The organism is Pseudoalteromonas sp. S3785 (genome assembly GCF_005887365.1).
Lineage (GTDB): Bacteria > Pseudomonadota > Gammaproteobacteria > Enterobacterales > Alteromonadaceae > Pseudoalteromonas.
The window spans coordinates 1-13,872 of sequence record NZ_PNCT01000069.1 but is presented as its reverse complement, the minus strand read 5'-3'; the positions used below and the strand labels follow the sequence as shown (position 1 = coordinate 13,872).

General features: G+C 40.1%; 14 protein-coding genes, 1 tRNA gene and 1 pseudogene. 4 read left to right on the top strand and 12 right to left on the bottom strand.

All coding sequences use genetic code 11. The features are described 5' to 3' along the window. Positions 1-8 precede the first annotated feature (8 nt). The 4 genes from CWC17_RS16070 to CWC17_RS16055 are packed head-to-tail and all read right to left on the bottom strand — an operon-like array spanning position 9 to position 2,422. Complete coding sequence (locus tag CWC17_RS16070; RefSeq protein WP_055017937.1) at positions 9-503, bottom strand: gamma-glutamylcyclotransferase family protein; 495 nt, start codon at positions 501-503, stop codon at positions 9-11. 15 nt (positions 504-518) lie between these two features. Then, the gene (locus CWC17_RS16065; RefSeq protein WP_055014715.1) at positions 519-1,145 is read right to left on the bottom strand and encodes a LysE family translocator; all 627 of its coding nucleotides are present in this window, start codon (positions 1,143-1,145) and stop codon (positions 519-521) included. A gap of 11 nt (positions 1,146-1,156) precedes the next feature. Beyond that, positions 1,157-1,930, bottom strand: a complete 774-nt coding sequence (locus tag CWC17_RS16060) for a hypothetical protein (RefSeq protein WP_138614009.1) — start codon at positions 1,928-1,930, stop codon at positions 1,157-1,159. Between the two features lie 9 nt (positions 1,931-1,939). Then, entirely contained in the window at positions 1,940-2,422 is a 483-nt protein-coding gene (locus CWC17_RS16055) for a CreA family protein (RefSeq protein WP_138540407.1), read from the bottom strand. A 167-nt stretch (positions 2,423-2,589) separates the two neighbouring features. On the opposite strand from CWC17_RS16055, the gene CWC17_RS16050 reads away from it, so the two are divergent. Next, positions 2,590-2,919, top strand: a complete 330-nt coding sequence (locus tag CWC17_RS16050; protein WP_138540408.1) for a 5-carboxymethyl-2-hydroxymuconate Delta-isomerase — start codon at positions 2,590-2,592, stop codon at positions 2,917-2,919. 61 nt (positions 2,920-2,980) lie between these two features. Here CWC17_RS16050 and CWC17_RS16045 read toward each other — a convergent pair whose 3' ends face one another. Together CWC17_RS16045 and CWC17_RS16040 are read right to left on the bottom strand one after the other, a co-directional pair. After that, positions 2,981-4,861 (bottom strand): methyl-accepting chemotaxis protein, encoded by a 1,881-nt coding sequence (locus CWC17_RS16045; RefSeq protein ID WP_138614008.1) that lies wholly within the window; start codon positions 4,859-4,861, stop codon positions 2,981-2,983. Positions 4,862-5,012: 151 nt separating this feature from the next. Next, positions 5,013-5,966 (bottom strand): LysR family transcriptional regulator, encoded by a 954-nt coding sequence (locus CWC17_RS16040; RefSeq protein ID WP_138614006.1) that lies wholly within the window; start codon positions 5,964-5,966, stop codon positions 5,013-5,015. A gap of 143 nt (positions 5,967-6,109) precedes the next feature. On the opposite strand from CWC17_RS16040, the pseudogene CWC17_RS16035 reads away from it, so the two are divergent. Further along, a pseudogene (locus CWC17_RS16035) lies at positions 6,110-6,930 on the top strand (DUF4437 domain-containing protein). A 324-nt stretch (positions 6,931-7,254) separates the two neighbouring features. Here CWC17_RS16035 and CWC17_RS16030 read toward each other — a convergent pair. From CWC17_RS16030 to CWC17_RS16020, 3 genes are all read right to left on the bottom strand, one after another. Continuing rightward, positions 7,255-7,331 (bottom strand) — tRNA-Ile (locus CWC17_RS16030). 269 nt (positions 7,332-7,600) lie between these two features. After that, positions 7,601-7,759, bottom strand: coding sequence for a YqaE/Pmp3 family membrane protein (locus tag CWC17_RS16025; protein ID WP_004587604.1), 159 nt, complete (start codon positions 7,757-7,759; stop codon positions 7,601-7,603). A gap of 65 nt (positions 7,760-7,824) precedes the next feature. Then, complete coding sequence (locus CWC17_RS16020; protein ID WP_055014709.1) at positions 7,825-8,391, bottom strand: BON domain-containing protein; 567 nt, start codon at positions 8,389-8,391, stop codon at positions 7,825-7,827. Positions 8,392-8,708: 317 nt separating this feature from the next. Here CWC17_RS16020 and CWC17_RS16015 point away from each other — a divergent pair, with 317 nt between their 5' ends. Further along, a complete protein-coding gene (locus tag CWC17_RS16015) occupies positions 8,709-9,365 on the top strand; it encodes a LiaF domain-containing protein (protein WP_138614003.1) in 657 nt (218 codons plus the stop codon). A 68-nt stretch (positions 9,366-9,433) separates the two neighbouring features. Here CWC17_RS16015 and CWC17_RS16010 read toward each other — a convergent pair whose 3' ends face one another. Continuing rightward, positions 9,434-9,850, bottom strand: a complete 417-nt coding sequence (locus CWC17_RS16010) for a VOC family protein (RefSeq protein WP_055014707.1) — start codon at positions 9,848-9,850, stop codon at positions 9,434-9,436. Between the two features lie 432 nt (positions 9,851-10,282). Between CWC17_RS16010 and suhB the strand changes: the two genes are divergently transcribed. Further along, complete coding sequence (gene suhB, locus CWC17_RS16005) at positions 10,283-11,086, top strand: inositol-1-monophosphatase (protein ID WP_055014760.1); 804 nt, start codon at positions 10,283-10,285, stop codon at positions 11,084-11,086. A 154-nt stretch (positions 11,087-11,240) separates the two neighbouring features. Here suhB and CWC17_RS16000 read toward each other — a convergent pair whose 3' ends face one another. Further along, entirely contained in the window at positions 11,241-11,948 is a 708-nt protein-coding gene (locus tag CWC17_RS16000) for a transporter substrate-binding domain-containing protein (RefSeq protein ID WP_249935938.1), read from the bottom strand. A gap of 15 nt (positions 11,949-11,963) precedes the next feature. Continuing rightward, positions 11,964-13,754 carry a bifunctional diguanylate cyclase/phosphodiesterase gene (locus tag CWC17_RS15995; RefSeq protein WP_138614000.1) on the bottom strand — a complete coding sequence of 597 codons (1,791 nt, stop codon included), beginning with the start codon at positions 13,752-13,754 and terminating at the stop codon, positions 11,964-11,966. Between the last annotated feature and the right edge of the window lie 118 nt (positions 13,755-13,872).

The following is a 13,872-nucleotide window of genomic DNA, read 5'->3' as shown; positions in this document are numbered from 1 at the left end:
TATCCTTATTATTTTTGGTGTACTGCAAATTCTATTTCAGCACGCGCTTTATTTGTATCGGGCTTATGCGGCCGATTAAGTATTGCATCACTGTATTCTTTTGGAACGCCCGCCTCAAGCGCACCGCGATGAACGTGCTGAATATACCAGTCGTATGGCAGTACATCGTTATCGTGCGTATTGGCTATATAACAATGCGCCTCTATTTGCTCACCATCTAACAGAGTGGGGTTAACAGCAACACAATCGTAGCCTGGGCCCTCTATGGTGTCTAAAATTGCTTTTTCAGCTTCATCAAGCTCATACACCACGCCGTATACCAGGGCGTTTTTATCATCACTTTTTTGAATACTGCACTTACCCGAGCCATCTTTAAATAGCATATTAAACGTAAGCTCGTAGCCTTTTAATACAGCCGTGCCAACTCGCTTTGCTTTTGGTAAACGCGCAAGCAAGCGGTTAGAAGACATATTCGATCCAAACGAAAAATTATAAATAGGCATGACTTCCCCCTAGAGTTAAATGACAACACGAATAGCTAAAGCAATTAAAATAACACCTATCCCTCGGTCAAACCAATAGCCACTTTTTTGAAAAAACGCCCTTACACTGGGCTTTGACAACACTAAAGAAAGCATAGAAAACCACACCCAAGTAGCTAAAGCCATATAAACCCCATACACAACTTGCACGCTGGTAGGTGTAGTTACACTAATAACTAAGGTAAATAACGACATAAAAAAGAGGGTTGCTTTAGGATTAAGTGCATTGGTTAAAAAGCCGCGCCTAAATGCATGCCATACGCTTTCTTGTGGGGCTGTTTTGCTTTCAATGTTATCTGTTTTATTTACCGGTGGTTTGGCAGCCCTTAATGCTTGTACGCCTAAATAAGCTAAATACGCGCCCGCAACGTACTTTAGTGCCATAAATAAAGTAGGCGATTGCGTTAAAATTAGCGCAACCCCTAATACGCAGTATCCTACGTGTAATAAAATAGCCGCGCCTACGCCAGCGCTTGTCCATAGGGCGTTACGCCTGCCCTGCTGTATACTTTGTTTGAGCACCACAGCAAAATCGGGGCCTGGGCTGGCTACAGCAAAAAAATGGGCAATGGCAATTAGTAAAAATTCGTCTAAGTAGTTCACAAGTATCCGGTTTAAGTGGGTGCATAGGCAAGCAATAGTGGATTAGCAGAGTTTTCAACTAATGCTTTGATCTCTTTTTGGGCTTTTTTAAATTGGCTGCGCAAATGTGGCTTTAAATGTTTTTTAGAGACACTGTCGTTTTTAAAATAACTAATTAGCGCGTGCATAAATACGGTATGGGTTTCGCTTAACTTAGCCTCACGATTAGCATACGGGTTATAGCACGAGCCACACCCGCCTTTAAATTGATACACAGTGTTGCTCATCATTACCCCAAACCCTAAAAAACAAGCCAGCGCATCTGCCGCTTGTGGTAAGTAGTCTTTACCGCCTGGCGGTAACACCCCAACATGATGTATTAATACAGTCGCCAGCGTGCCAGCAAAGCTGGCCACTAAATCTTGCGGCTGATTAATTTGATTAGGGTTAAACGAGATATTAATCGTATGGCTTGGGGGTACTATAAGCTGGCTTTGCTCTCCCCTTATATGCTCAGCAAATTCAAAGTGTGGGAATACTTGTGGTTGTAACTGCTGTGGTGCAACCAACTGTATTGGCCACGCATTCATACCTGCGTAATCGCGTACTCGCACAAAAACCTTAGTAGCCATTTCCTCAATGCTCGATACCGAATCAGGAAAGTGCTCAACGGTTGGTAATATTATTTGCGTATGCTTGGTAAAAAAATCGGCATCAAAGTGCTCTACCGCCCAAATAAAGGTATCAATCAGCCATTGCTGCTCAGCTTGTTCTAGCAACGGCTTTGATTTAAATAACGCTAACATAATGTGCTCTTATTTTTGTTCAAGTGCCCAGTTCCAGGCCTGTGTATTATATAAAGGCACAGTTGAAAGTGCATGGTGATGGCTGCCACTCGATTCTTTAGTCGAGTACGATAAGTACAGTAATGTACGATTTTGTGCATCGTAAATACGGCGTACTTTTAGCGATTTAAATAAAATACTTTTTGATGACTTAAACACCACTTCGCCCGACTTACTGCGATCTATTGCTTGTAACATATCGGCTGTAATTGGCCCCGTTTGACGACACGCAATAGACATATCAGAGGGATCTGAAAAATCTAAATCGGCCTCTATATGGCTAATATGGCACGTAACCCCTTTTACTAGCGGATCTTGCTGCGAATTTACCACTACATCTTTAGTAGTAAACAGCCCTAAACTCACCGACGCAACGTCATCTGAGCAGGCACTTAAAGTAACCACTGCACCTAAGAGCACAGCTAAACGTTTAAAGCGGTATGGTAATTTCATATTAATCCTTAATTTTGCTTATAAGCGAAGGTTCACGTGACTGTTTTTATACTACCATCAAAAATTAATACAACTAAATTTAGACTATTCAGGGGTTAGCGCGCAGTTCAGGCTTTGGTACAATGACGCGCACGCCCACGTAGTAACTCATAATAGGAAACGCGTAAATGCCGCACATTATTATTGAACACTCTGAAGATCTTCCTGTATTACCGCAAGTGCTTGTTGAAAAAGTACACAACGCGACTTTTCAAAGTGGTTTGTTTGACCTAGAAACCATTAAAACCCGCGCAATTGCTTATCAGCAATATCAGCTAGGTGAAGGCAAAGAAGGGTTTATTCATATTGCGGCGCATATCATGGCTGGGCGCTCGATTGAACAAAAACAAATATTGAGTGAGAGCTTGCTTGAATGTCTAAAAACCTACTGCCGAGACTCTGATAGTTTAAGCGTTAATATTTACGACATTCAACACGAGATTTACCGAAAGAACTAAGCGTTATAAAACGCGCTGTTACCAAATTACAGCGCGCTTTTCACTGAAACCTATTACCTTGCTATAGCGTAAACTTACCTAGTAATTCTTTTAATATATTTGACTCTTCATTTAGCCCGCTGCATAACTCCTCTGAGGTTTTCATATTTTGCTTTGTTTGCTGCGCAGAGTCAGAAATCATTACTACATTTTGGCTAATTTCTGAGGTCGCCAATGTTTGCTCGCGGGTGGCTGTAGCCACCGAGCTATTTAGCTCACTTAGCGTAACAATTTCTTGAGAAATACCCGTTAAGGTACTGCCGGTTACTTTTAAGCGCTCAGCATTTTCTAAGGTATTCTTACTCCCCAGCTCTATATCCGACACCGTGCTAGACGCCTTAGAGTTTAACGTGTCTATCATTTCATTAATTTGCTCGGTCGACTCTGCAGTACGCATAGCAAGGGTTCTTACTTCATCGGCTACAACCGCAAAACCACGGCCGTGTTCACCTGCCCGTGCAGCTTCTATGGCAGCATTGAGCGCCAGTAAGTTAGTTTGCTCCGATATTGCTTTAATAACATCAAGCACCTGTGTAATTGATTTTATTTCCCCTGAAAGCTCAGTTACCGAGGCAACCGAGGTAGCCATGGCGTTTTCTAACAGCTCCATTTGCTTTATCGTACTATTTACAAACTCAACCCCTTTGTGGGTCGCTTCCTCTGTTGAAGAAGCAATGTCAGAGGCATTACTGGCACTATTTGAAATATCTTGTACGGTGACTTCCATCTCGTTAACGGCTGCCGCCACAGTTTGCGTACTAGATGATTGCACCTCGGCCAAATTGGCGGCCCCTTGTACCTGCACTAACACATCCTCTGAAATGCTTTTTACGTGGGTTGCTGAGTCCGAAACCTGCTTAAACATGCCATGCAACTGCTCTAAAAATAAATTAAAGTTAGCGGCAAGTTCTGATATTTCGTTGTTATCGTTAGTGGGCAGCCTTACAGTTAAATCGCCGTCTTTTTTAGTTAACGCGCTCACAGCAGCGGTTATATTTTCAATGGGTTTAAATATTTGCGACACTAAAACTCTGGCTAGGGCAAAGCCAATAATGGCAATGATCACACCAAATAATAAATTGCTATTAATGGCACTGTTTATTGGCCCGTATAACTGCTGCTCGGGTACTTCTGCTACTAAGTGCCAACCTAATGATTCAATAGGTGTACTCGACACAACATAATCTTCACCGGCCATTGTTTTACTAATAATGGCGCCATTTTTAATACTGTTAATATTAATTTTTTGGCCCATTTTGCTTCTGTCACTGTGAAGCATTACCTCACCTTTATTAGAAACCAAATACACTACACCGGCCTCGCCAATACGGTATTCATTAATTAAGTTGATCATAGAATCAAGCGAGCGTCCTACGCCTGTAATGGCGGTACGCTCGCCATTAATTTGTAGCGCATAGTTAATAAAAACCACCATGCTATTTGTGGTTTTATCTATGTCCAGTGCTATTTCAAAGGGTCTGTTAGAGGATAAAAACTGATCAAACCATACATCTTCATTTCTATCTATCTTTCTAGATATGCCAGCATCTGTGTAATAGTTGTTAGTGTTTTTAGAAATTATATAAGCAATAACAGCTTTGTTATTCTTTTTAATACTCGCTAAATAATTTATATAGTCAGCTTGTGATTGCTCGGATTCACCGTTAGCTATCCACTGTTTAACAAATGAATTTTGCGCTATTTCTTTAGCAACAATAATGGGAGTAGAAAGCTCTAACTCAATTTTACTTTTCACTTCGCTAAGTGCTGTAGGTAAGTCTACTTTTGCGAGTTTATCGCCTATATGACTTTGGATACTATTTGAAAATAAAAATGTAGAAGCAGCTAAAGGCACAACAATGGCTAAAATGAGGCTAATATAGACTTTTTGTTTAAGTAACATACTATTCCTATAAATGTACAAGAGGTTGAACTAACATTCGCTCTTAATAAATATAGGATCAGCTAAGCAATAAGCCCAATAATTAGAGAAATAGAATTCAAAAGAAAGTCTATAGTTTAATTTTTTCAACCACATGAAAGCGTATTAAAATTTATGGCGATTCTGGCCACTCTTGCGCATCAATAGTGCCTTTAGCTATTAGCTGAGCTCTTAATTCATTTATTGTGAGTTTTAATTCATCGCGAATTAACCTAACAGCAGGGGTAATAAGCTGCCTACTAGGAAGTACTAACCACATTTCGGTGAGCGGCACTGTGTAATCGGCCATTAACCTTTGAAGCCTTCCGCTTAATAAATCTTGAGCAACATCAATGGCCGACTTTTTAGCAATCTCGGTGCCATCAATACACCAACGTCTGACTATATCGCCATCGTTAACAGCGCGGTCGCTGTTCATTTTAACCTTATATTTTTGGTTATCGTTATAAAACTCCCACCCATCATGCACTACCTCATAAAGCTTATATAACAGCGCATTGTGATTCACTAAATCCTCTGGGGATGAAGGCTCACCATGCTTTTTAATATATTCAGGCGAGGCACACAGCACATGTGCAATGTTACAAATTTTAAACCCATATAAATTTAAATCCTGTGCAGCCTCTTTGGTCAAGGCGCGCAGCGCAACATCAACACCATCGCGGTAAAAGTCTGCGCGGCTGTCACTTGCTTGTAAGCGCAGCGTCACTTCGCTGTGTTTATCCATCACGTTATTAAGCAACACCCGCATAAGGTTGCGCCCCATTTCGGATGACACGGCGATTCGTACTTCACCACTAATTGATTGCTGCTCTTCATGAATAAGTACTTGCCCTTGCTGCAACAAATCAAGCGCCTGTTGGCAAAGAGGTAAATAGCGCTCCCCTTCAGGTGTAAGGCGTATTTGCCTTGTTGTGCGCACAAATAATTGTGTACCAAGCGACTGCTCTATCCGCTTTAAAGAAACGCTAGCAGCAGATGAGCTCATGTCCAATTGTTTTGCAGCAGCAGTAATGGATTGCAGCTCAGCCACTTTCAATAATACCTGTAGATCGGCTATTTTCATCACGCCCTCTTGTTACGTTCACAGCTTGCATAACTATAACGTTATTATCCACGTTTTTACGAAAGTGTATTTAACTTATGCCCATTTATTGACTGAATTTTAAGCCGTACTATAGCGCTATACCAACTTAGCGGAGCTTTTAAATGAAATTTTTACTAAACGCATCTACTCTTGCACTGGTAGCAACACTCATATCAACGCCAGCTTTAGCACAGCAAAGCGCATCAAAAGTAGTTGCCGCTAGCAATATTGACTGGGGTTACTTAAACCCACTGCGTGGAGATAAAGCCCAGGCGCTGCAGATTTATGGGGAAATCGCACAACCAATACTGCTACAGGCATGTTAGTACGCTTTAAAAAAGGCTTTGAATCTCCGCCACACATTCACAACATTACCTACCGCGGTATCGTTATTGAAGGACAAATGCATAATGACGACGCAACAGCTGAAAAAATGTGGATGCCAGCGGGTTCATTTTGGACACAACCTGCAGGTGAAAACCACACCACAGCAGCCAATGGTAAAACAAACTTAATTTACTTAGAAATCGATTCTGGGCCGTACTTAGTTAAACCAACTAATGCTCAGTTTGACAATGGCGAGCGCCCGCTAAACCTACATGCAGACAACATGGTATGGTTAAACAGCAGCGATATAAACGACATTAACGCCCAAGGCGTGCAAACAACCTACCTTTGGGGAAGTACAGCTGAAATGAACGGCTCAATGATTAAACTTCCTGCCGGCTTTAAAGGTGAAATAAAAACAGATGCAAGCTAATTTCGTGCTGTTGTTATAGCCGGCGCCGTTGAGTACAACTCAAGCGAGCAAGATAAAGCGCAAAACCTAAGCGCAGGCAGCTATGTAGAGTCAACCGGTAACTTCACCCACACGATCGAGAACACTAGCGACAAAACAGCCACTATTTACATTCGTACTAATAGTAAGTACCAAGTAAATTAGAAGCTACTTATAAAAAGTAAATTGCATAAAAAAGCGCACTGTTTAGTGCGCTTTTTCATTTATTAATACTTAAAAGCTATAACGAGCAGTTAAGCTAGGTGACTTTGCAAAAGCCGCAGGACTTGTAATAACAGCTGTCGCTAGCAAGATAACTATCTTCTTGATTGCAGAATATAAAATAGAGGGGCAAATCTATAGTTACAGTTCTAGCTTGTTGCCTAAAATGCTAAATGATTAGTTATCTTAAAAGATATTGGTTAAGTAGCTATAAACCATTGAATGAAATGTTATTACTATAGGATATTTAAAGGGTGACTTTAAAAGTGGTGGCCCCTCCCAGACTCGAACTGGGGACCTAACGATTATGAGTCGTGTGCTCTAACCAACTGAGCTAAGGGGCCAACTTTGTATAACTACGCGGTAGTTAATTTTTGAAGCGTTTAGCCACTGAGCGACTAAAGCGGGTTGCAGTATAAAAAGTTTTTTAAGGCTTGTCACTAGCAAAAACCTTTATTTTAACAATCAGTAAGCTGACTGCTTAAATAGTAATCTTTTTGCATACGAATAGGCAGGAAATAGTGGGAAAATAAACGCAGAAGTATGCAAGCCGCTTTTTTACAATTTTAATAATTATAAAAAAGTGGCCGGCTCACATTGAACACACCACACATTATTTTTTAGCGATAATGTAAATAGCGTGAATTAAACCAGGGAAGTAACCCAGTAAAGTTAGTAAAATATTTAGCCAAAAGTGCATACCTAAACCAACTTGTAAAAATACACCCAGTGGCGGTAATAAAATCGACAATATTATACGAATGATATCCATAATGTAGCTCCTTTAAAAATGACAAGCAAAAAGCCCAGCTAAGCTGGGCTTTTTAGTATAGTGTATTATTCAGCAACGATAGTTAGTTCATCTACTACGTCACGAACGTCTTCAGCATTTTTAGCAATTTTTACTGCTAGCTGCTTTTCAGCTTCAGATTCAACTGAACCTTTAAGCTTAACTATACCGTTATCGGTATCAACGTCGATATCTGTACCGTCAACCTCTGAGTCAAATAAGAAACGTGTTGTAATTACTGTGGTGATTTTAGCGTCAGTTAAGTCGTTATCGTCATCATCCATAGTGTTACGATCTTTGTCGTCCATATCCATGTTTTTCACAACAGTTAGGTTGTTTTCTACATCAGATACGCCATCTAGGCTAATTACAAGCTCTTCAGCTAGCTCTTTATCAAGGTCGCTGTTTACTTTACCTGTAAGTACTACCTTGCCATTTTTTACATCAGTGTTAATGTCAAAGTTGTTTAGATTAGTGTTCATAAGAAGCACTGTTTCTGCCTTACCATCAATCCAAGCATCTTTACTTTCATTTTCCCAAGTGCCCGCTTGAGCACCCATAGCTGTAGTACCTAAAACTAAAGCCGCAATCATAGATTTGTTAAATGTTTTCATAATCTTTCTCCTTTTGATTAAAGACACTTTTATATATGCGAGCTTTAGGCCAACTTTATTTATTTATTAAATTCATGTGCTTAGGCGTTTTATGAGCTATAAATAGAAATACAGCTGAGTAAACATTTACAGGCTATTAGGTAAAACTTTCTTAAGTGGTGAAAATAACGATTATATTGCTGTTTTGGTTAATCTATCGTTAATATAGTAAAAAAACGGAACTCAAATAAATGGTAAGCAATTGATATTTAATAACTTTAATATTGATATATGGCTTGCTAATAAAACGATAACGCAAATATAAAAGGATTAATCCCATGTCTGTAAAAATTGAAGACCGCCCAATAGAGCAAGTTCGTGAGCAAGTGATAGATCAACTTATTTATAATTACAGCCATGGTGAGATATCTGCAGAAGCCTTCGAAAGGCGCCTAGACAGCGCTATGGATACAACCGACAACACGGCTCTACTTGGCTTAGTTGAGGATTTAACTCTACATGCCGATACACAGTATACTGCTCAAAAACAAACTCAGTTGGCGCCTAACTACAGTGCACAACAAGGCGAAAATGAAAACCTAACGTTAAAAAGCATTTTGGGCTCAAGCGAACGTAGCGGCCAATGGGTTGTGCCTAAAGATATTTATATTCAAAATTATATGGGGTCAATTGTGCTCGACTTTACCGATGCCATATTCACTCACCAACACGTCACTATTCACGTCAGCTGTTATTTTGGAAGTGAAGAAATATACGTACCAGAGCACGTTAATGTGGTTTCAAAAATGTTTTGTATAATGGGCAGCTTTGAAAATAAAACGGCCTCGCTGAATAAGCGCCAAGGCCCCACAATTCAGATTGAAGGAAGGACTGTATTAGGCTCTGTAGAGGTTAAAGTAAAGCGTACTATAAAAGAAAAGTTTATAAGCTTTGCTAATGACTTAAAAGCGCAGCTTGGCGTGAACAATAAATAGTGCACATAAAGTGTAGGGGATAGAAAAGCCCTATTGAGCGCTTTTCTGTCCTCTCTTTAATACTCTTTTTATAAGTCGTTATTTCGCTCGCTTGGAATGTCACTCATATACTGCACAAACTCAACCTCAAACCCTGCTGGGTCTAAGTAGTATACGTTTTTTCTAAATGGGTTTTCTGCCCCCATTTTATCAGCGCTAAATCCGGCGTTTTTTAAGCGTTGTATAACAGCGTCTAAGTTATTTGTAACGTAGGCAAAATGCGCTAGCCCGACTTGATGCCCTGTCAAATCTCTGTTTTTATGCTCGCCGTTGTCGCTTATAGCCATGTAGTGATTATCGTCACCAAAATGTACCCAGCGCTTGGGTTTGCCATACCACGTGTTGTTACCTTCACTTCTAATTGACCAATATGGAAACGCTGCTCGGTAAAATGTAAGCATTGCGTCTATATCGTTTACTACTAAATGTACGTGTTCTAATTTCATTATTATTTACCTTAGTTGATTGCTTAAAAACAAGATAAAACCTCAAGCTAACTTTAGGTAAAGCACTTTTTTATTTTTTTACCCGCCCCCCGACTAAGATATTTACTAATATAATGAACTATTGTGATGTTTGAATTTATTTTCTTTGGCCAGATATTTACAATGAAAACAAGGCATATTCACGTATCAAGAGCAGGCCTATTGCAAGTAAAATCAGCACTGTTAGCACTAAAAATAGCAGCTGGAGATAGGTTTATTACCCAAAGCTCAAGTTATTTATAAAATTTTAAATGAATAAATATATAGGTGTTTCAAGGTAGTACAAAAAACACACAAAAGTATTTGGGGTTTATTGTTTACTTTATGGCAAAAGTCGCTAAAATACGCCGGCTTAAATATATAAACGTTCTTTTACAACCCAAAGGTAATACCATGCATCCAATGTTAAACATTGCGGTTCGCGCTGCGCGCAACGCAGGCAAAATTTTACTTCGCGCAAGTGAAGATTTATCAAAAGTTGAAATTCAACAAAAAGGCACTAACGATTTAGTGACCAACATAGATAAAGAAGCCGAAGCCGTAATTCGTGATACAATTTTAAAATCTTACCCAGACCACTGCATTGTTGGTGAGGAGCTAGGTGAGCACAAAGGCAAAGATGCAGATTACCAATGGATTGTTGACCCACTTGATGGCACAACTAACTTCATCAAGGGTATCCCTCATTTCGCGGTTTCTATCGCACTTAAAGTAAAAGGTCGTTTAGACCAAGCTGTAATTTACGATCCAATTCGTGGCGAACTTTTCACTGCATCTCGTGGCCAAGGCGCACAACTAAACAGCAAACGTTTACGTGTGACTAAAACCGTAGAGTTAGCTGGTTCAATTTTAGCAACAGGCTTTCCGTTTAAACAAAAGCATCACTTAGATGCATACTCAGATGCATTTAAAGCTTTATTTGTACACACTGCAGACATTCGCCGTGCAGGCTCTGCTGCCCTTGATATGGCATATGTAGCCGCGGGCCGTGTTGATGGCTTTTTTGAAATTGGTTTAAAACCTTGGGATACAGCAGCTGGCGAATTACTTGTAAAAGAAGCTGGCGGCATGGTTGTTGATTTTGCAGGTGGTATTAACTACAACCATAGCGGCAACATTATTTGTGGTGCCCCTAAGCTTACTCAAGCAATTATCCGCGAAATTCGCCCGGTATTATCTGAGTCGTTACTTCGCTAATAAAGTGTAGTTAACTGTATAATAAAAGGAGCCTGTGGCTCCTTTTTTGTTTTAAAAGTACGGGTTATCAAGCTTTAATTCTGTGACGTAGCCTTTTGTAAAAGGGAGTGAGTTTATATCTTTTGCAAAATACTCATCAAATAACGCATCAAACTCACCACTGTTTTGCATTTTTTTTTAGCCCCCGCTCTATAGCCTGAGCTAAAGCAGGTTTACTACTAACAACAAAGTAATAAATACCCGTGGGGTAACTAATAAATAAATTAGGCACAATAACTAAATTACTTTGTGCATTAGCAACCGATTCAGAATTAACTTCGATAAATGATCGTGGAAAATAATCGATTCGTCCCCGGCTGGTAAGCGTAAACATAGCTTGATAGTTACTCAGCGGCCTTACAGGTAAGCCGTTATAGGCCATTATTTTTGTATCTGGCCAATCATGCCCTTGCACTGAAGAAAGCTCCATTAACTGCGCTAAAGTAGTAATACCTTTAAATTTTCCAACATTTTTTTTACTGGTTAGCAAAACGCGCTTACCTATAAACCCTTTAAATAAGGGTATTTTAACCGCTATTGCCCGTGTCTCTCGCTCGGGGCTACTCATGCTCCAATAAATATCTAACCCTGTTTTATCTAACTCAATTAAATCACGTTGTTGCTGCAAGCTCACTGGCTGCATTTTTATATCTACAGGATAATTGGCCCGCTCTAGCGCGCGTGTTAATAGATCACTTAGGTATTCTTCGCGTGCATTTTGCACACTTTGCTTTTGAGCAACATTAACAACTTCAACCCCATGCGTAAAAAAGCTAATTGCAAATAAAGCTAACCCACCAACGACAATTTTTAATGGCAACATAATAATTACCTATTTTTATACTACCTGTTTATTTTCTGGTGCTAGGCGCACTAGGGCTGGCGCAGGTTTTCTGCGCTTGCATATAAACAAATAACTATGGCGATACCGCTTAGCCTCTTTTTTAGCATCTGTTGCCAACGCTGCAACTTGATGGCTGTTTTTACATTCCTGTAAGTCGGGCTCCACAAGGCCAATTGATAACGTTAGTAAAGGTACAAATTGCTTTTCTTCCTCACGATTTGTAGCCCAGTAACCTTTGCTCTTAATGTGCTCAGGCGTAAAAAAAGTGCGTGATTGCAGCTCAAATTGCTCAATTATGGTATTACAAATATGCACAGCATCTGATTGAGCAAACACCACCATAAAGTCATCACCACCTATATGTCCTACAAAGTCAGCACTGTTTTCGCAGGCTTGCACAATTACATCTGCCAATAACTTGATCACACTATCTCCACTGGCATAGCCGTATAAATCATTAAATTGCTTAAAATGATTAAGATCTATATAAGCCAGCGAAAACGCACTTTGAGAGCGTAGCCGTTGCTCTATTGCCTCATTAATCGCCACATTGCCAGGGAGCATGGTTAAAGGATTAGCATGCTGGGCATGACGAATTTTTTCTTCTGTTATGTGTTTTAAAATATCACGTAAGGGGGCAAGCCCAAGGTAACGTCCATCACGCGTGATCACAATGTGGCGACAAATATCAAAGTCTTGCTCTGTAATTTGCTGGCTCACGGCGTCGAGAAGCTGATTTTCATCCACCACTAAAGGCTGTTTATCCATAAAATCGGTGACGGGGCACTTGTCGTAAAGAGCATGGCCATAAGGCGCGGCAAACACTTCTGTAAGCTGATCTTTATGGAGTAATCCAACAGGCTGGCCAGTTTTATTTAACACCGCTAGGCTCATCACAGACTTGTCTTTTTCAAATAGCGTATGGGCATCTTTGCAAAGGGTTTCGCTGCCTATTGCTTTTTGTGTAATAGCAAGCCAACCAATCGCCATTGATTGATCAAATGTATTATTTGACTGCTTAAAGTTTAATGCTTGTAATTGCGCTGAGCTGTAATCAAGGCTGGGGGTTGTGTTTGGTTTTTCCAGTAAAAACCCTTGTACATTTGCTATTCCTAAGCTTTTAACATAGGCAAGCTCTTCCACTCTTTCTATGCCTTCGGCTATGACTGCGGTGTTTGTTGCTTTTGCAAGTACCGTAATTGATTTCAAAAATTCTTTTTTAACTTCGCTTTCATCACAATGATCAATAAAGTAACGGTCTATTTTTACAAAGTCGGGGCAGAGTTCAGACCATTGCTTTAACCCCGAGTAACCAGCACCTAAGTCATCAATGGCAATGGTAAAACCCAGCTCCCGGTAATGTGCAATTGTTTTTAATAATAAAAAGCCATCGTCGACCTTTTCTTGCTCTGTTACCTCAATTACTACGCGATTTGCTGCTAAGCCAAATTGCTCTGTTAAGTGAAGAGTTTCACCCTTTGGGTGGCAAGGGTCGAGCAACGTTTTAGGACTTACATTTAAAAATAACTTACCGCTTAAGTTAAGCTTTACAAAATTTTCAATTGCTTTTGAGCGACACAGTAGCTCAAGTTCTGAAATTAAAGCGTGCTCGCTGGCTGCTGAAAATAATCGATTAGGCATTTCTAAAGGGCTGTTTTTGGGTCCACGGCTTAGCGCTTCGTAACCTATAATTGCTTGATTAGCTATATCAAAAATAGGCTGAAATAACGTGGTTATTTCACCATTACTTAAAATATAGTCTAGGGCGTGTTGTTCTTTGCGAATTGAAATTTGTTCAATCTAGGGGCGATTAAATCGCGGCGCGAGGTTTGTAACCTAGTGGACTAAGTAAAAACCGAGCAACAAAGAGTTTATCGCCGCTAGGCAGAACCCCAAGGGCAGC